The organism is Pseudomonas sp. LRF_L74 (assembly GCF_965644255.1).
In the GTDB taxonomy this organism is placed as follows: domain Bacteria; phylum Pseudomonadota; class Gammaproteobacteria; order Pseudomonadales; family Pseudomonadaceae; genus Aquipseudomonas.
The window spans coordinates 1-17819 of record NZ_CBFFRH010000003.1; the positions used below are offsets into that span (position 1 = coordinate 1).

The 17819-nt window shown below is 62.2% G+C and carries 16 protein-coding genes; all 16 read right to left on the bottom strand.

The window, feature by feature from the left end; genetic code table 11:
* Nucleotides 1-8 precede the first annotated feature (8 nt).
* Nucleotides 9-3593, bottom strand: a complete 3585-nt coding sequence (locus ACSZPK_RS08505; protein WP_437881021.1) for a hypothetical protein — start codon at nucleotides 3591-3593, stop codon at nucleotides 9-11.
* Between the two features lie 60 nt (nucleotides 3594-3653).
* Nucleotides 3654-3893 carry a hypothetical protein gene (locus tag ACSZPK_RS08510; protein ID WP_437881022.1) on the bottom strand — a complete coding sequence of 80 codons (240 nt, stop codon included), beginning with the start codon at nucleotides 3891-3893 and terminating at the stop codon, nucleotides 3654-3656.
* Nucleotides 3890-4294, bottom strand: coding sequence for a hypothetical protein (locus ACSZPK_RS08515; protein ID WP_437881023.1), 405 nt, complete (start codon nucleotides 4292-4294; stop codon nucleotides 3890-3892). Before ACSZPK_RS08515 ends, ACSZPK_RS08510 begins: the two co-directional genes overlap by 4 nt.
* A complete protein-coding gene (locus ACSZPK_RS08520; RefSeq protein ID WP_437881024.1) occupies nucleotides 4295-7990 on the bottom strand; it encodes a phage tail length tape measure family protein in 3696 nt (1231 codons plus the stop codon).
* A 58-nt stretch (nucleotides 7991-8048) separates the two neighbouring features.
* Nucleotides 8049-8738, bottom strand: coding sequence for a hypothetical protein (locus tag ACSZPK_RS08525; RefSeq protein WP_437881025.1), 690 nt, complete (start codon nucleotides 8736-8738; stop codon nucleotides 8049-8051).
* A gap of 105 nt (nucleotides 8739-8843) precedes the next feature.
* Nucleotides 8844-9596, bottom strand: a complete 753-nt coding sequence (locus ACSZPK_RS08530; RefSeq protein ID WP_437881026.1) for a hypothetical protein — start codon at nucleotides 9594-9596, stop codon at nucleotides 8844-8846.
* A 30-nt stretch (nucleotides 9597-9626) separates the two neighbouring features.
* Entirely contained in the window at nucleotides 9627-9803 is a 177-nt protein-coding gene (locus ACSZPK_RS08535; RefSeq protein WP_437881027.1) for a hypothetical protein, read from the bottom strand.
* Between the two features lie 10 nt (nucleotides 9804-9813).
* A complete protein-coding gene (locus tag ACSZPK_RS08540) occupies nucleotides 9814-10263 on the bottom strand; it encodes a hypothetical protein (protein ID WP_437881028.1) in 450 nt (149 codons plus the stop codon).
* A gap of 1 nt (nucleotide 10264) precedes the next feature.
* Nucleotides 10265-10579 (bottom strand): hypothetical protein, encoded by a 315-nt coding sequence (locus tag ACSZPK_RS08545; protein ID WP_437881029.1) that lies wholly within the window; start codon nucleotides 10577-10579, stop codon nucleotides 10265-10267.
* 1 nt (nucleotide 10580) lies between these two features.
* On the bottom strand, nucleotides 10581-11579 hold the full coding sequence (locus tag ACSZPK_RS08550) for a major capsid protein (RefSeq protein WP_437881030.1): 999 nt from the start codon (nucleotides 11577-11579) through the stop codon (nucleotides 10581-10583).
* Between the two features lie 68 nt (nucleotides 11580-11647).
* Nucleotides 11648-12286: a head decoration protein gene (locus ACSZPK_RS08555; RefSeq protein ID WP_437881031.1), complete on the bottom strand. Its 639-nt coding sequence runs from the start codon at nucleotides 12284-12286 to the stop codon at nucleotides 11648-11650.
* Complete coding sequence (locus ACSZPK_RS08560; RefSeq protein ID WP_437881032.1) at nucleotides 12283-13485, bottom strand: head maturation protease, ClpP-related; 1203 nt, start codon at nucleotides 13483-13485, stop codon at nucleotides 12283-12285. Before ACSZPK_RS08560 ends, ACSZPK_RS08555 begins: the two co-directional genes overlap by 4 nt.
* On the bottom strand, nucleotides 13482-14936 hold the full coding sequence (locus ACSZPK_RS08565) for a phage portal protein (protein ID WP_437881033.1): 1455 nt from the start codon (nucleotides 14934-14936) through the stop codon (nucleotides 13482-13484). The genes ACSZPK_RS08560 and ACSZPK_RS08565 overlap by 4 nt, the downstream gene beginning before the upstream one ends.
* Nucleotides 14936-15154 (bottom strand): hypothetical protein, encoded by a 219-nt coding sequence (locus ACSZPK_RS08570; RefSeq protein WP_437881034.1) that lies wholly within the window; start codon nucleotides 15152-15154, stop codon nucleotides 14936-14938. The genes ACSZPK_RS08565 and ACSZPK_RS08570 overlap by 1 nt, the downstream gene beginning before the upstream one ends.
* Before the next feature lie 11 nt (nucleotides 15155-15165).
* Nucleotides 15166-17133: a phage terminase large subunit family protein gene (locus tag ACSZPK_RS08575; protein ID WP_437881035.1), complete on the bottom strand. Its 1968-nt coding sequence runs from the start codon at nucleotides 17131-17133 to the stop codon at nucleotides 15166-15168.
* On the bottom strand, nucleotides 17133-17705 hold the full coding sequence (locus ACSZPK_RS08580) for a terminase small subunit (protein ID WP_437881036.1): 573 nt from the start codon (nucleotides 17703-17705) through the stop codon (nucleotides 17133-17135). The genes ACSZPK_RS08575 and ACSZPK_RS08580 overlap by 1 nt, the downstream gene beginning before the upstream one ends.
* Nucleotides 17706-17819 lie beyond the last annotated feature (114 nt).

Genomic DNA, 17819 nt, shown 5'->3' on the forward strand with positions numbered 1-17819 from the left:
CACAGTCATCAGTCTGCATCTCCCCGAATTTGAAGTCTGAACGCATCGTCATCGACGGTGCCCTGGCCGCTGATCACAGTGCGCACGACCCACAGCGGGCCTAGGGCCGAGTCGGTGTTGAAACGCACGGCGTTGCTTGCCGCCCAGCCGCTGCCCCAGCCTTCTTTGCGGATCAAGAAATAGGGCTTGCTGGTGAGCGAGTTGATCGGTGAGCAATCAGTGCTGGTAGTGCCGGTGGTGATCACGCCAAGGCTTTCTTCAACGACCTGGAACGCTGTCGCGGACGTGAAGATGATTGCCCACTTGCCGTCGATAGCGCCGGCGTTGGTGATCACGGGCGGGTAGCTCAGGCTGTTGTACTGAGCTGTCGTCGTGTTACCCGAAGGTTCATCAGTCCAGTTCGGCGCGCCAGTGCTCCACGTCTGTTGCGTGAACCAGGTATGCACGCGGGCCTGCATGTCGCCCCACACCACGGCGCTCGATACGAACGTGTCGCCAGCGGTTAAATCCCACGGCACGGGCGAGCTGATCGCCAGCGAGCCAGTGATCTGCACCTCCGTGCACATAGCCATGTGCTCGACACGATCACGAATAACCAGGGGCAGGGTCAGCGGGTTGGCCTCATCGTCTTGCAAGACGAGAGGGTTTGCCCATGTGACCGTACCCAACTCGCGGTCGACGCTGTAGCTGTCAGCGCTCAGCGCAGTGCCGTTCACGTCAACTACCTCGATAGCGGCCTGCTGCTGGCGAGGCAACTGGATCGTGCCGCCGGCGTCCGGGCTTTCGACGTTGGTCTCGACGGTGTTGTGAATCACAACTACATCGCCGTCACGGTAGATCGGCACGCGGCCATCGGCCGGCAGGCGCACAGGGTCCAGGCCCAGCAGGTCGGCGGCGAGGGGCAGTTGCGTCTGCACGACGGCGTTGTACCGCGTGAGCAGCGGAATCACCGGGATGTCGCTCGCGGTGGTCTCGTCGTCAGCATCAGTCGTGAAGCGCAGCCGCACGATGCCGGTAGTGATATCGACCGTGCCCTGGATGATGCCGCTGTCAAAATTGCCGTTGGCATCGGCCACGGCCGAGACGACCTCCGCCGTATCCGCCCGCACCGCCGTGACCTGCGTGCTCGCCGAGCGCAACGGCGCGCCCGAAGTGCGGAAGGTCGCACTGGTCACGCTGAAGCCCACAGCAGTGGTCAGGCACGCGAGGATCGTCACGGCGCCGGTCACGTTGCCGCTGTAGCTCGTCAGCGTGGCAGTGCGGTCGACGTAGTTCACCGTGCCGACCGCCGTACCGCCGTTCGTTCCCGTTGCGATGTTGCTGTACAGCACGCCGGAACGGTCGACGTAGGTGCTGCCGTTCCAGCTGAACAGCAGGCTACCCGGCAGGATCGGCTCGGCGATGCTCGGCAGCAGCTCGACAGTAAGCGGCGGCTGCGCCTGGGCGACGTTCTTGTCTTCTTCTGTCACGCCAGCAGCCTGCGCGGTCGCCGTGGCCGTGCCGCCGAAGGTTTCGCGAATCTGCGTGTCGGTCGTGACCAGGGCCGGCACGCTGACAGTGCGCCCAGCGACCAGACTGCGCTCAGTGCTGTAAACGTACTCCGTGTAGGTGTACAGCGCTGCGACTTGCAGCGTGCATTCGCCGGTCGTGTAGTTGATCGAGCCCGCACGGCCGGACGCCCAGCCGCCCGCGCCGTTGTCGTTCGCGCTGTTCGACACGTCCGCATATTCGTCGTAGACGGGCAACGAGTTGCCGGCGTCGATGACGTCCCAATTCAGCGCCGGGGCGGCCTGGCGGCGTGTGGTCATCCAGTCCACGCGCACCGAGCCCGCTTTGAGCGGCGCGCCGGGAATCGTGAAGGTGGCAATACCGCTGCTGTCGCTCGACAGCGCGAGCGCGGTGCCGCTCACAGCGCCGTTCTTGTAAGCGTGGGTGATGCCGCCGCTGGGCGTTGTGCTCAGCACCATGGTCACTTCGCCAGTGGCGTAGTAGATCGTGCCCGTGCCGCCGGTGCCGGACAGATTGCCCTTGCCGTCGTCTGTCAGGGTCTTCGTCACAGTACCGGCGAGGAACGTAGCCGTGTAGCTGCTCGGCACTATGCCGGTATCGGGCAGCGTGTAGCGGACCTCAAGTTTCGGCGTGACGCTGCTGCCGGTGCGCTGGGTGATCGCGCCATCGGCCGAGCTGATGTAGTTGTACACAAGGGACGTGTCGACATCGGGCAGCGCGTTGAGCGTGATCGAGACAGAGCCGGTCGAGAAATTGATCGTGCCTGCGCCCTCGCCAGTCAGCAGGCCATCACCGTAGTCGCGCAGTTCGTACCAGCGGCCGAGAGCCATGTACGACACAGACAGCGTGCCGGCACGCGGGATCGCATCGGGCAGGCTCAGGGTGTAGACGTAGCCGCGCGTGCCGAGGGTGACGCCGATCTCGCCTGTCAGGGTTTCGCCAGTCGCAGCGGCCCCAGGCTGATAGCTGGCGGTCGCGGTGCCGGTCCACGTCGTGCCGGTTCGGGTCAGCGTGATCTCGCCGGTCTGATAGTCGATGGTGCCGGCGGTGATCCAGTTGCTGCCGCTGACGAAGCGCAGGCCGCCCGTGCTGTCGTCTGCGAATACGCCGCTGTTCACAGTGAGCGACAGCGTGCCAGGTGCGCAGCCGGTGCCCAGGTAGGTGCGCGACGTGCCAGTGACCGCGCTGGCCGCTACGGTCAGGCTCAGGGCGGAACGGGTTGGCCCGGCCGGCAGGTATATCACGCGCTGATAACCGGCCAGCAGGTCGACCAGCGCGCTTTCCTTGGTAGTGCTGGGCACGAGCTGCGCATAGACGGACTCGACGCGCACAGTCAGCGCGCCTTCGCTGATCGCCTCGGCCAGGGGGCTGATGCCGTAGTAGCGAGCGGCATCGGCCACTTGGGTCGTCAGCACCTGGGTTTTGGCCTGGCCGTTGAGCGCAGTCGCGGCGGTGCCTGCAGGCGTGACCTGGCCGCCCGGCATCAGGTACAGCAGCGCGGCGCTGATCGACAGGTCGAGCCGGCGCCGGGTGAAGGTCTGAAAGTTGCCGCTGGTGATCTCGTAGGTGAACTGCTCAAGGCTGGTTTGCACGTCAGTCAGGCGCACGTACTGCGAGCCGTTGACCGAGGTGAGCTGGAACACTTCGCCGATCTCCGGCACGCGCTGCTCTTCGCGCTGCACGCACGCGATAGCCCGCTGGCCGGCAAGCTGGGTGCCGAGCAGTTCGAACGGCGCCGACGATGCAGCCGCGACGTAGCTTTCGATTGCGTCGCGGGCATCGCTACGCTCGTCGGTCTGGCTTTCAGTGTTGAACAGCAAGACAGACACGCGCGGGTCGGCCGGAGCTTCCGCGACGATGCTGTGAGCGCCGAGGTAGCTGTCGTCGGTATCGGTGACGGGGCCTGCATAGACTTTGCGCAGCGACACGTCGCCCACGGTGCGGTCCATGCGCGAGATATCGGAGAACAGGTTGTTCACTTCGCCATCGACCACAGCCTCGCTGGTCGCGCGACCGCCGCCATCGTCTTCGTCGGTCAGACGCTGGCTTTTCAAAATCTTCACATCGGTGACGTTGATCGTCATGCCAATCTCCGGGCGTTAAAAAGCCCGCACTTGGCGGGCTTGGGTTTGCAGGGGTGCAGATCAGATGCCAGGGAAGTCCCAGCGGATCAGGTGTGCGCTGGCCGGGGTGCTCAGCTGGTCGTAGACCGTGCTGTAGCCGCCGGCGTCAACGGGCTGATAAAGCTCTTCTTCATCGAGCGCTCGCACGTCATCGAGCGTCCAGCGGCCAGGTGGCTCGCAGCGCTCCATCACCGCGATAGCACCGTCAGGGTCGGGAGCGGCAACGACATTGGCGCCGACGTAGTAAGCGGTCAGTTTCATGGGGTTACCTCGGCGGGCGGTGCGACGGTTATGAGGCGCAGGGTGATCAAGTAATCGGTGTCAGCGGCGTTCACTTCGCGGAACACCTGGGTTGCTTCGAGCGGGTCGCCGTCGACACGATTGAAGATCACGTAGAACTCGCGGCCATCGACCCAGGTCAGCGGCATGACCAGGCCGACCTGGTCCCGCAACTCTTCCAGTTGCCGGACAACAGACAGCGGCGTCCAGGCCGCGCCGTTCGCCGCGAGCGTGATCGGGCGGCCATACAGTTTGACGCCCTCCTGCACGATCATCGCTCCGCTGAGCGAGCGTTCTTGCGATTGCTCGACCACGCTCCACGCGAATTCGTCGGTCCATTCATGGTGGTCATCAAGCTCGATGCCAGCAAGGTTGATCTGCATTTACAACGACCTCATGCCGTAATCTTCAAGGATGCTCAACAGTCCCGTTTCATCGCGGTCGCTGTTGACCGTCACGTCGACGCTCTTCCCCTTCGACTCAAGACGAATCACCTTCGCCGGCGTTGCAGCAGGCGTAGCGGCAGGCGTTGGAGCGGCAGCAGCAACTGCTTCCTGCCGGGCTTTCTGCTCTTCCGCCTGGCGGTTCTGCTCAGTCACGGCTTCGACCTGGCGCAGCGTGGACATGGCTTTTTGCAGGTTGGCCATGGCCTGGGCATCGCCTGCTCCCTGTGCTTCGGCGAACTGCGATTGAAGCTCCTGCTGGCGGCTCTTGAAGCGGCGGCGGTCGATATCGGCCTGCCTGCCTTCGAGCTGGTCCAGCTCATCCTGAATGCTGTCGAGCGTGGATTGCGACGACTCCCTGAGCTGCTCCATCTGCTGCTTTGCCGACTCGATGGCCGAGTCGAGCTGGCTCAGGTCCGAGTCATCGAGCAGGCCCATACCACGCCGCGCAGCGCTGGCGGACGCGATGAACTTGCGAGCACTCAGGGCGCCTGACTCATAGCTCTCGATCAGCGATTGCAGAGCGGCCTTCTGGCCCAAGTAGCCAGCCTGGGTTTTCAGGCTGGCCGCCTGGGTTTCCAGTTGCCACTTCGTGATGCTGCTGGTGACCAGCCCCTGCTGGGCCGCCGTGACACGCGCCAAGGCATCGCTCACACCGGCAAGGCTGCGCCGGGTCGATTCCAGGGAGCTGGTGTCGATCTCTGGCGATGCCGTGCTGATGCCGCGCAAGCGCTGGAAGGCTTCGAGCGCGGCATTGCTCATCGCAGCAAGGGGCTGCTGGGCGGCCGACATCACGCCGCCGAAGAAATCGCTGAAGGCGCTCATGTCCTTCTTCGTTTCAGACGAGCCTTTGCGACGGGCTTCCATTGCCTCACCGCTTGCCTTGCGCTCTTCCTCCATACGCTGGCCGGATACCCGGCGCAGCTCCTCGCTGGTGAGAATTCCATCTTCGAGGGCATCGTTGTACATCTGCACTGACTTCGCCAGCTTATCGCCGGCTTCCCGCCCTGCGTTGCCCGTTTGCTGGATGGAGTCCGTCAGCTCCTGCTGGCGAGCACGGGCCTTGGTCAAACCATCGAGATACTCATCCGCAGTGATCCGGCCCATATCCTTGAGCTTGGTCAGTGCATCGCGGGCGGCGTCCAGCTCGTCAACAGTCTTGGCGCTACTGATGTCAGCCTGAACCGCCGCGAGGGACTTCATCTCCTTTGCCAGCGAGTTGACTGCAGGTGCCGTCTTTCCTGCGGCTATCTCAAGCTGCTTGATCGATTGTGATGCATCGTTGTGCAGTTGCTGGAAACGCTCAAGGCTGATGTCTGTTTCTTTGCTGCTATATGCTTCGAATAGAGCCTTCTGGAAGGCCTTAAGCTCTGCGACAGATCCTGCGGTGTTGAAGGCAGCCTGGGCATCGGCGTAGCTCTTGATTGAAACCGCAGCGCCATCAACCCCAACAGAAAGCTGATTTATCTTCTCCGTCAGCTCATCGTACTTTTTCTGGAACTCATCAAGCGGCCCTTTGCTCTGGAGCTGCTGATCGACCAATGCTTTCCTCTGAGCGATCAATTCAGCAACTGCCGCTGACTGCTTATTGGTTGCCTGAGTCCCTTTCTCGGTCGCTATCCGCAACTCTTCGGACCGGGTGGCTGCCTCTGCCAGAATCTGTGCCAAACCATCCTTGTCGATATCTCCACGCGACAAAGCGGCCTGGGCGGCAGACCTGACTAGGTTCAGTTGCTTCTCAGTTTCCGCAATCTTTACCGAAAACAAACCGAAATCAAGATCGTTGATTCTGAAATGGGCGGCTTCGAATGCTTCGGCGGCATCCTGGGCGGCCTTCTTTGTTTCGGCTAATTTATTGGCATTCTTTGTTAGTGCCTCACCGAGTTTCTCCCCCATCTTTTTCCATGTGTCACCGAGGCCGCTCCACGCATCCTGAATATCTCCAACATCTTCCTTTACATTTGCTGCCCAGCCCTTGGTCAGTCCATCGAGGGAAACCATCAACTCTTCGGCTTTTTTCTTCAGGTCACCCTTGCCAATAGCGCCCGCAATCTCGGCCCAGACCTTAAGAACCGCTTTCCCCATCTTGCCGATGCTGAATGCCAGCACTGCCATTGCGGAATTGATCCCGATAGAGAATGCATTCCACACAGTCCTCATCGTTGCTGTCATGGCCTGTACGCCGCCAACTACGGAGGCCACGGTGCGCTCGATGTTCGCCGCTGTACTTGCGACACTCGCAGCAAGCGCCTCTACATCGATTTCTTTCAGGCTTAATATGTATTTCTCGACAGACTTGGCGCTGTTCGTGAAAAGGTCCGACAAGCTCTGCGCCATGGCATCGAGCCGACCGTCCGATGCCATCTCGTCGATAGTGTCGATCAGTTCTTGAACCTTGCCCCTGATATAATCGAATGCGCCGCTGTTGCCGACCTGCTCTGCAAAGTTCCCAATCTGATCGCCCAGCGTCTTCATCAAGCCGCCGAAAGTCTTGTACTTCGCCGCAGCGGCCGCACCTCCATAGGCTTCAGCCATCATGTCCATGATGATCGCCTGCGCCTCGGCAGTTTTGCCGGTCGCGACCATTCTGGTGAGCAGCGCCTTTTGGGTCGCGTCAAGCTTGAAGCCCTGCCGGCCCAGGGCCGCCATTGCTTCTGCTGGGGATTGCAGGGCCTTGCCGACTGTCTCGGCAGATTGCTCAATGCTGACACCAAGGCGCTGCTGCTGGTCGACAGCGATCTGCATCGCCCTGGGGAACTCATCTCCAATTACATCGGTATACGCAAGCAGCCTCGCCATGCCGGCCTGCACTTGCTCAGACGTAAGCCGCGAAGACTTCTCGAAGCCATCGGCCATCTCTACCAGTTGCTCAGCTGTATAGCCCGCAGCTCCGCCGGTTGATTTGATTGCAGCCTCAAGCTGCGCGAGGGCCTCTTCGCTATCATTGCCGCCCGCCACAACAGCGTTCAGCCCATCTTTGATGTAACCGAAGCCAGCGGCGAGACCTTGCAGGGCTTTGTCGACCAGGTAGATGCTGACCAGCCATTTACCGAAGTTGGTGGTGGCCTCAACTACGCCCACTTTGACGGACTCAAGGCGAGAGGCATGCTCAGCTGCGGCACGTCCAGCTGCGGCGCTGGCTCGCTCAGCCTCTTTCAGCGCATCGGCGTTGTCCTTCACGGCCTGGCGGGCGCGTTCGACCTCCTGCTTAAGCCGCGCGTGCTCGGCGCCCAGCTTGTCGACGTCAATTCCAGCAGCACGGGCAGCGCGCTCGGACTCTTCAAGCTGGGTCTCAAGGGCATTGAGCTGCCGACGAGCCTTGTTTGCTTCGCGCTCTGCCTCCTTGAGCGACTGCTGCAAGCCGGCAGAACCCGGCGCCTTGTTCAGTGCCTCGCGCAGAGCGGAGACCTGACTCTCTGTCTGCGACAGGTTTTTCTTCGCCTGCTCGGCATCCCGCTGCGCAAACTCAAGAGCCTTTGCCAGGCCCTGGGCTTCCTTGGCAGAGTCCAATGCCGCACCAAGCTCCGACGCTTTGCTGGACAACTCCTCGACCGCAGCCGCCGCCTTGTTTGCCACAGGAGACAGCTCATCCTTCCCGCCCAGGACGAACTGAATGAGGCGATCTTTTATGGACATGCTTTTCTCCAGGGAACAAAAAACCCGCCGAGGCGGGTTTGTTAAGTATCAGAGGGTATTAGATTTTAAGATTCGTAATACCGCATCTTGTGGACTCAACCTGAGAGTTGATGAATCCCATATTAAAATTCTTGAAAGTTCGTGATTTACCTGCCGGAACTATATCGTAGATAGTCCTGACATTCTTATCTATCTCGGTCCCGCTAGCAGCGGTATGCCTACAGGTAATCTCAATATCTTTGACAGGTATTTTCCCATTATTAACTATGACGAAATTCGCCGTCATTACTCCGTACCCTGTATCCCAATCAAACTCCGTAATCAAAGTATCCTCGAAAGCTTGTTGTCGCGGGGATAACTTAGCCGGGGCCTTCGTTGTGGCAGTAGTCGAATCTTGCGAGCCGGAAATTACTCCGCCGATCAATGCCATTACTACAAAGAAAATCACCAGTACCAACACAACTACCGTAACGGTAGAAGTTGGAACTGTATTCTTTGAGTTGCAGTGATGGCAGACAGATTGCCTGTCGCCTATCTGGCCCTTGCAATTCCAGCAAGGACGAAACCCTTTTCCGTAATTGATTACAGCAGGCTGAACGAATACCTGAGGGGCCGGGATTTGTGCTTTTGCAGGAGCCCTCATCATCAGCTCGACTGCTTTCTCATAAAAAATCCCGCAATCAGGACATCGCAGAGGGTTGCCAAACGCTGCTTGCGGAGCTTCATGTTCACAACTTGGGCACTTCATGGGTTTCCCTCCCGTAGATAACGGGCGGACTGTACCAGCCAATAGCCAGCACGAAAACCCAGCTCTGGCCGGGCTCCGGGTTCGGCCATCCCTGGCCCGGCAGCATCACGCCGCCTTATCGAGGATCACCATCTCGCAGAACTTCGAGATGTCGTTGCTGATCACCAGCGGATCGGCCAGCAACTCGGCCGGGCCTTCCAGTTTCAGATAATCCTGACCGAAAACCGGAATCTCGCTCAACATGCCGAACTTCACGCGGCGCAGGTGCAGGCTGTACGGCTCGCCGCTCTGCGCATCGTTGAGGCCGGCAATGAAGATTTCCAGTTCGACCGGGCTGCCGTTGAGTATCTGCAGGGCAGATGCCTTCAACTTGGTGTAAGTGAGCAGGACGCCTGCCTCGGTGATAGCCGAACCGGACGTGCGCAACAGGCCGTGAGCTGTGAGCAGGTAGTCGGTGCCCGCTACCAGCGCCTCACCGCCAGCAGTCTTCACAGTGACCGGCGCGGTCAGGTCGGGCAGGTTCTTGAACGGGATCAGCTCACCTTCTACGCCAGCTGCCGTAGCCGCCTCATCGGTGACCACGCCGGCGGCGATGCTTTGAATGGTCGAGCGAGTGATGCGCGCCAGGTTGGTGTCAGTGAGGTCGTACAGGCCGACGGTACTGGTGACGTCGGTCACACGCTCACGCACATTACGGTTACCGCCACCACCACGATAGTTGGGCAGGGTCTGGCGGTCGGTGGCAAACGAGATGCCGAACGCATCGCAGTTGCCCATGTCCAGCAGCGGGTCTTGCGTCTGGTAGGCGCGGCCATACGGGATGCCTTCGCCGATAAATGAACGGTCGATCTGAGCCATTGGGCTTTCCTCGAATGATGGGGGTTGTTATCAGGCCTTGGTGGCCGGCTCGGCCGGCTTATCGACCGTGGATGGGTTGGCTGCGAAACCGCGTGCGAGCGCGTGATCGGCGACTGCCTGCGGCACTTCCTGTTCGCCTTTTTTGTAGTGCGTGGTCTCGCCACCGGACTGGTAGTTGAATGGGGTTTTGATGGTGATCTTGGGCATGGCTGCCTCCTCACTTGAGGGATTGGACGTAGGTGATTTGCAGGGGCATGACGTGGCAGGCGAAGCGGCGGCCCTGGGCTGGTGGCGCGGGCGTTTCTGGTGAGCCACTGAACGTGAGCTCCTGAACGCCCCGTGTGAGCAAGCCACCCCTTTCGCCCTGCAGGGCCAGCTTCACGTCCAGCCGTGCATCGCGCAGGGCCGGGCCGTACGCAGTGCGGGTGGTCATCAACACGATGCTGAGGGTGACGCGTTCGCGTGCACTGCCAGCCTGGCCCTTGCTGCGGTCCAGCTCTTCGGTGGTGCCGAGCTGGATGACGGTGAAGGCCTCCGGCAGTGTGTCGTCGTCGCTATCGAGCACACGCACGACGCTGTCTTCGAACACCAGGGCGCCGAACGCCTGACCGGTGGACAGGCGCTCGATGACCTCCGCGACGATGGCGGATTGCACGTTTATGGGCATGTCAGGGTTTCACGTAGAGGGTGATCATGTGGCCGTCGTCCGCCTGGATGCCGTCGATGTGCCAGGCCTTGCCTGCCACCTCGAAATAGCCCTGGCGGTCGAACGGATCGAGAAAGCGCTTCTGGACGGTGTGGGTGCGCACGCGGTCGATGGCTTGAGCGACCTCATCAACGCGTTCGACGTCCTTGTCGATTATCACCGGGATGCCCTCGGCAATCAGTACGCCAGTGCGCGAACAGTAGTTCGCGCAGTCGTCGCTCAGGGAATCCATGACCGCATCGTCCATGTCGTCGACGAGGGAGCCGAAGCCGGCCATGTCAGATGGTCAGCTTGAGCACCGCACGCGGACGGGTGCAGAGGTGCAGCGGGTTGGACTGGGCTTCGCCTTCAACGCCTTTGTCGAAGCGCATGCGCTCGAGCTTGGCGTAGTACGGCAGGCCTTCGGTGTTGACTGTCTCCATGTAGTCGGCCGGCGCGAAGGCGCTGATGAACAGCTCCGGCACGCCCAACGGCACCAGCTCGGCGCTGTCGTCTGCAACGAATGGCTGGCCACCCATTTTCCCGCGATAGCGCTCCCACTCGATGCCGCCGAACTCGAAGTTGACACGGCGATCTCCGCGCAGCGATGCCGCCTGGAGGGTGTTGAGGTAGGTGTCGCGTACCTTCGGGTGGCTGATCAGCTTGGCCCATAGGGTTTTGCCAACGTAGGCCTTGGCTCCGGTACTGGTGATGTTGCCCAGCTCATCCTCCTGAATGTCCAGAACGTCAGCGAGAATCACGCTCACGTCGGCATCCGGATCATCCAGTTGCAACGAGATTGCCTCGGGGCGTTCGATGCCGAAGCGCTGGTAGATGTCGAGCAGTACGGTTTCGCCATCCGCGTCGATCACCAGGCCCTGGATTGCACCGATACGCTGGTACTCGTGGGTGGCGTCCAGTTGGCGGCGTGCCTTCTCGATACGCCGCGCAACAACGGACTGGACGTTTTGCAACTCGGTCACGCTACCCACGGCGCGGATGCCCTGAATCTCGTCGGCGAGAATCTGGAATACCTGCGGCAGGTGTACGGTGTTGAACGGAACCAGCGAGCGCTTATCCGCGATCACCGCCAGGCCCTGGCTACCGCGCGGCGCGGCCGGTACCAGTTGCAGGGTCATGCCATCCTTCTCGATCTGCACGACACCAGTGTTCACGCCTTGTTCTTCGAACAGGCCCGAGTTGGAAATCTGCCCCGGCACGACATGGTCCTGGTTGACCACGCCGAGCAATGCCTCGACGGAGAACGCCTCGTCCTCGAAAATGCTGATTTCAGCCATTTCATACTCCTGAAAATAAGAAGCCCCGCGCAATGGCAGGGCTTGAAGGGTTGGTGAAGCGGTGGCGGTCAGGGGCGAATGATGATGCCCAGGGCCTTGAGGTCGGCGGCGCCGGCGGTGTCCAGGCCGGTGAGCAAGCGCTCGATGACCTCGGCATCACGCACGACAACAGTTGCGCGAACGTCCTGGTAGGTGGCGTCCACACCCGCGAACAGGATCGCGCTGGCGGTGCGGCGGCCATCGTCGGTGCCGTCATCGTCGTAGGCGGTGTATTCGCCCAGCGCGCCCTTGACGGTCAGGGTAAAGGAGTCGCCCAGGGCGAAATCGGTGGTGCCGTCTGCCACGGTGAAGGTGATCCCGGACTGGCTGAACGCTTCGCCGACAGTGCCGGTACCCAGCACAAAGCCGTCAGCACCGACGACTTTGAACTCACCGCCATTGGCAGCCGCCTCGGTGATGGTTAACGTGTAGGTACCGCTTGCAGCCAGGCTGGTCACGGCAGTGGAGCCGATAGTGCCGTTGCCGGTGTTGCCAGCAGTAGCCGCGGCTGTGAGTGCGTTGGCTGCGGTGATCAGTGCCAGGACGGTGCCGGCCACCAGGCGGCCAGAGCCGGCGCTGACAGTGATCGCTTCGCGGCTACGCCCGCCATTGGCCTCCGAGAGGAGGAATTCCCCGGCGTGAACGCCTTCGGTTTTGATTCTGGTCATGCTGTTCCTCCTTTCGAGGCGTTGTTACGGCGCTTGGCGTAGACCTCGCTCGGCGCCGGTGGGGTGAATGAGGTGTTCTGCGGCAGGTCGCTCACCGGCGGGCGGTTGTCGAGTTCGACCTCGCCACTCTTGGCTGCGAGTTTGTCCCAGAGCTTGGCCTTGGCTACCTCGCCGCTGATGCCCGATTCGATCAGCGCCGCCGCCTCGTCAGGCAGCTTGGCAACCAGACAGGCGTTGTGTACGGCCTTGGCCCGCTCGAACTCTTCCTTCACTGCCTCCGCGCTCTTGAGGCCGCTGGACTTGATCAGGAACGGCAGGCTGGCGGTCAGGCCGACAGCGGCACAGTCGGCGGCAAGTTGAGCGGCCAGGGCAGTGGTGTCAGGGGCTTGAGGGGCTGGAGCCGGGTCTGGCTGGGGGGCTGGCTCAGGATCGGGAGTCGGCTCAGGATCACCCTGGGCGAGCAGTTTGCGCGCCGACTCCGGGGTGTTCCGGTAGCGGTTGAGCACCTTGCCCAGCGCGGCGTTGCTCGCGGGGGACTCGGCAGTGCCAAGCACTTCGTCGACGAAGCCCTTGGCTTTTGCCTCGGCGGGGGTGAGCCAGGTTTCGTCGTTGATCATGCGGCGCAGTTCTGCGTCATCGACCGCGAGGGCCCGATGCTGGTAGCTGGCGACGATTCCCTCGAAGGCCTTGTCCATCATGTCGGCCATGCGGCGCAGTTCTTCGCTGTCGCCCGCCGCCCAGGTCCACGGGTTGTGGATCATCAGCAATGCGTTGTCGGCCATTTCCACGCGATGCGCGCCGCAGACGGCCACGCTGCCGGCGCTGAAACAGGCACCGTCGATGCGGCCCGTGCAGCGCTCGCCAAGGGCGCGCAGGGTGTTGTGGATGGCGATGCCGTCGAAGAGATCACCACCGATGGTGTCGAAGTGCACGAGCACTTTCGACACGCCGTCGTCCTGCTCCGCCAGGTCTCGGATGAAGTCACCGCTGGTGACGCCCCAGAAGCCGATCTCCCCATAGACGAAGACCTCAATGGTGCGCCCCTCACCTTCTCCCAGGCTGCGGATGCTGTACCAGTGTTCGGCCTGCAGGTCTGGACCGCCTGCCCTGTTCAGAATGCGCGGCTGGTCGGCTGTGCAGAAGCCTTGGGCGCCGAGAGCGACCGCCACGGCGAGCGCGAGGTGTTTGTACTTGATCATTGCTCTTCCTCTTTACCGCTCGTGTTGACGGCGGTGTCGGTGGTGTAGTCGAGGCCAAGGCGCTTGGCCCGCTCGTTGTCGTCGGCGTTTTCTTCGTCGATCTGTTCGGCGTCGTAGCCGGTGCGCAGCACGTGCTCGCTGCGGCTCGCCAACCCGCCGCCGATTTCCAGCAGCTTGCCTTGCACGTCTTGGACGGGGTGGATGTAGGCCCAGCCTTGGGGCACCCAGCGCGTGCGCAGGTAATCGCGACGGCGTGTTTCGTAATCCGGCAGGCTGATGGCTCCAGACATCCAGGCGGCGTCGAGCCAGGCCGATCGAACCGGGCGGCACAACTGGAACACGTAGACAGAGAACTGAAGCTGCTCGATGCGGCGCCGGAACTCATTCAGCAGCACGCGCAGAACGCGGTCGCTGATGTCGGCCATGTCTCCGGTCAACAGTTCGTAGGGAAGCCCTACGCCTGCCGCAACGGCTTGCAGTTGCTGTCGCATAAAGTCGACGTAGGTGTTGCCGGCGTCAGGAGGGTCGGAGAACGCAATCTCTTCGCCCTCCATCAGCTCTTGCAGCGTGCCGGGCTCCAGGGCAACCAACGGAATCCCATCGCTGTCGGCAACAATGGGCTGGCCGGTGACGGGGTCCAGCGCTGGAGGTCCTTCGCCGCGTGGCTTGGTGATGAAGCCGGCAAAGAGGTTGGAGACCTCCTGCCGGAACAGCACCGCGTCATCGTAGCTGTCGAGCGACTTGAGCCGGAGCAGGACCGGCGCCAAGCGTGGAACACCGCGCAGTTGGCCACCTTCCAGTGGCTCGAAGATGTGTAGCACCTGGTCGGCATCGATGCGGCGCAGTTCGTTGTAAACCGCACCCGCTGCCCGGAAGTCTCCGGGGTGCGTCTTGTACATCCAGTACGCCACGCGCTGTCCAGTCGGCCCGAACTCAATACCAGCCCGAACCGGATTGCCGCGTCGGGTCGTGAAGTTGCGATCAATCGGCACGAACTCCGGGGCGAGAACCTGTAGCTGCAGGGGAACGGCCAGGCCATCTTCGGTGCGGCGCTGCCGCAACCGGACAAAGCACTCGCCGCTCTCCTCCACCATTCGGGCAATCATTGCTTGCTGACCGTAGAAGTCGGTCAAATTGTCCGCATCGGATTCGTCGACCCAATCCTCCCAGAGCTGATTGAGCGCTGAGCGGATCGCCTCGTCTTTGATCCTCGCTCGCGGCGTGATCCCTGTGCCGATCAGGCTGCTGACACGGCGGTCGATGGCACTGAACGCGTAGGGGTCGTTGCGGACCGCCGCCCGGCTACGCTTGCGCAGCGTGGGCAGTGCGGGAATGGCGACAGCGTTCAACGCCACGTCGGGGGCATCCCAGCCCTTTGCACGCCTACCCTGGCCAGCGCCTTCGTAACTGGCACTGATGCGCGGCGACTTGCCGCGAATGCGCTTAGCCATCACGCCCCCTTGCCGGAGCTGTAGAGTCGGACTTGCCGGGGGCGGGCGCCTCGCGCTTCTCGTTCTGCGTCGAGCACATACTGGGCTTCGAGTTGTTGCAGGCTTCCCAGCTGGGCCCTGTCGAGCCGACGACCATCCTTGCTGATGCTCTGCCCTTTTTTCAGGATGTCGCTGATCGCCGTCCGGACATCGTCCAGGCGCTGCTGTGCAGTGGCCATGTGGAACCTCTCTATCGGCGGCTGAGGTAGCCGCTACGGGATACGCGGCGCGGTGCCGGTTGTGCTGTTTTTGGCTGCGGCGCTGATGTGGCTGGCTTGGCTACAGGCTGGGCCGGACTGGGCCGCTCTGGATGCGGTGGCTTTTCCGCGAACAGGCTGGCCTGGCTGACTTGGGCGCGTAGCTTGCTCCACTCCGCTTCGCGGTAGCGGTGCAGGCCAAGGAACTGCGCAGCAGCAAGGCTGTACACAAGCAGGTCGAGCGCTTCGTTGCGTTCAGCCTTGCCTTTCACCCACTCGACCCGCTTGTGCCCTTTCACGTACCGCGTGAGCTTGCGCTCAACGACGGCCTGGTCGTAGAAGTCGTCGGGCAGGTCCTGCGAGAAGTGCAGCGCGCCCGGGCCTTCGTTGAACGGATAGCGGTTGTAGATCCAGTCTTTCGCGGTGTCGGTTCCGACGATCCAGAGCTCGGCGCCGTGCTTCTCCGTCTTACCCAGCCGGGTTACGTCCACTTTCGATGGCCGTTGGGCCAGCACGGGCCGGCCAGGCTTGCTCGCCCCCTTGACAGCGATCACGTTGCGCCAACGGCGCAGGCGAGTGAACTGGTAGACCTCGTCGGTGTGGTGGCCTCCGGAGTCGACAGCCGTCGCGCAGATAGCCAACTCAACTCCGCTGACGTGCCGGTAGCGCCGTTTGAGTTGCTCATCGAGCAGTGCCCAGGTGCGCTCGTCCGCTGGATCGCCGGGGATAACCTGGAAGTCCACTATCCAGCGTTCCAGGCCTTCGCCATAGCCGATCACCAGCAGTTCAAGTCGGTTGTGCTGCACGTCGACCGAGGCAACGAGGATCAGCGCGCCGGCGGGCACGTCGCCCAGGCGGTAATCCTCGGCGCGAGCCTTGAGCTCGGACGCCTTGGTTGCCTCCTGCGCTGCATCCCAGACCAGCGCCAGGCGGGTGTTATAGAACACCTGCATCGGCTCAGCATCGCCGCGATCCAACGCGCGCTTGGCTTTGTCGTACTGCTTGGCCAGGCTGGTCCAGCTGTGCCAGCCCAGCGGCGCATACAGCGCGTTGAGGTGGAAGCCGACTGTCTCACCATCGCCGGAGGCAGTACTCCGCCACTCGCCGGCGGCGAGCATCTCGGTTTTGTGGTGCTCCTCAATCAGCACTCCGCAGTTGCAGCAGAGGTAGCCTACGCCGGTGTAGTCAGCTAACCACTGGAGGCTTTCCCATACCAGCACCTGGTGCTCGCCACAGTGCGGGCACGGCACGAAATACTGGCGTTGATCGCTGGCTTCGTAGAGGTCAGCAATACGGCTCGCGCCCTTGATGGTCGGCGAGCTGGAGAAGTAGAACTTGGCCTTGCGGCCGAATGTTGAGCCACGCGCTTCGGCCAACTCGACGGGGTCACCCTCGCTGCCCACGTCGACATCCCAGCGGTCGATCTCGTCGCCGTAGATGTAGCGGGCGGCCAGTTCCGCAAGGTTCGCCGCAGAGCCGGCCGTGGTGCAGTACAGCGTGCCGCCCTCGAATTCCTTGGTGTCCATCGTGTTGCGGGCATCGCGGCTGCGCGCCTTGGCGACACGCGCCTTCAACTCCGGTACCGCATCGATATTCTTGCTGATCCGGCTGCTGACCCGCTTGGCCAGGCCCAGGCTTGGCAGCAGCGCGAGGATGTTCGCCGGCGCCATGTGGATGCAGCCGCCGAGCCAGTTAAGCGCGATCTGGGTTTTCATCAGTTGCGAGGCGACCATCGTCACCACGCGCTTGCTCGGGTGAGTCGGCGACAAGCAGCGCTGCGGCTCGCGGGCATACGGTGTGCGGTCGGTGTGGTACTTGCCAGGTTCGGCCGCACCGCTGTCACGCGGGATGCGCTGGTACTCGTCGGCCCATTCGTCAATCCAGAGCTCTGGGTCAGGCTCAAGGCCTCGCAGGTATGCCGCACGGTACGTTGCGGCACCGTCGGCATACGGGTGTTCCATCAGTTCGGCTCCTTGGCCTCGGTGCTCAGCTCAGCGTCGAGCTGGATCAGGCTGGCGACATCGGCCAGCACTTCGCGCAGCAGCTTGTTCAGCTTCTGCTCCATCTCCCACGCATCGGTGATGCCGATCAGCTCGCCGGCGACCTTCGGCGGCAGCCCCAGCACCAGGTCACGCACAGTTCGCGCAGTGACGAACGCAGCGTTGTCGACGGCTTCGCGCTGGACCAGAGCCCCGCGCCCCTTGAGAAACTCATCTTCGGCCAACAGCGACAGGTAGTGCTCGCGATGCGCCCGGGCTTTCTGATAGCCGTCACCAGCCTGGATGGGCGCGGGCGATGCGGCGGTCGGCGTGACAAGGGAATGCACGCCTTTCTCCACGCGGTCGCGCTGATGGCGGTCGGCGACACCGGCTTTCGAGGGGTCGGCCGTCTCGTTAAGCAGCGCATCAGTGGCTACGACATCGATCTTGCCGTCGTCGGTCAGCACCAGTCGGCCTTGCTTGGCCAGCTTCGACACGTACGGGCGAGACCAGCCGCGGCTATCCGCGAACTCGGACTTGCTCATGAAGGTCATCGAATCACCCTGTTAACCTGAAAACCCTGCGGGTTAACCGGATTAACCCCTGTTAACTAACTCTCAGAGCCAGCCGCTAACGCGAAACCGTGGTTCGAATTACCCTTGCGAGCT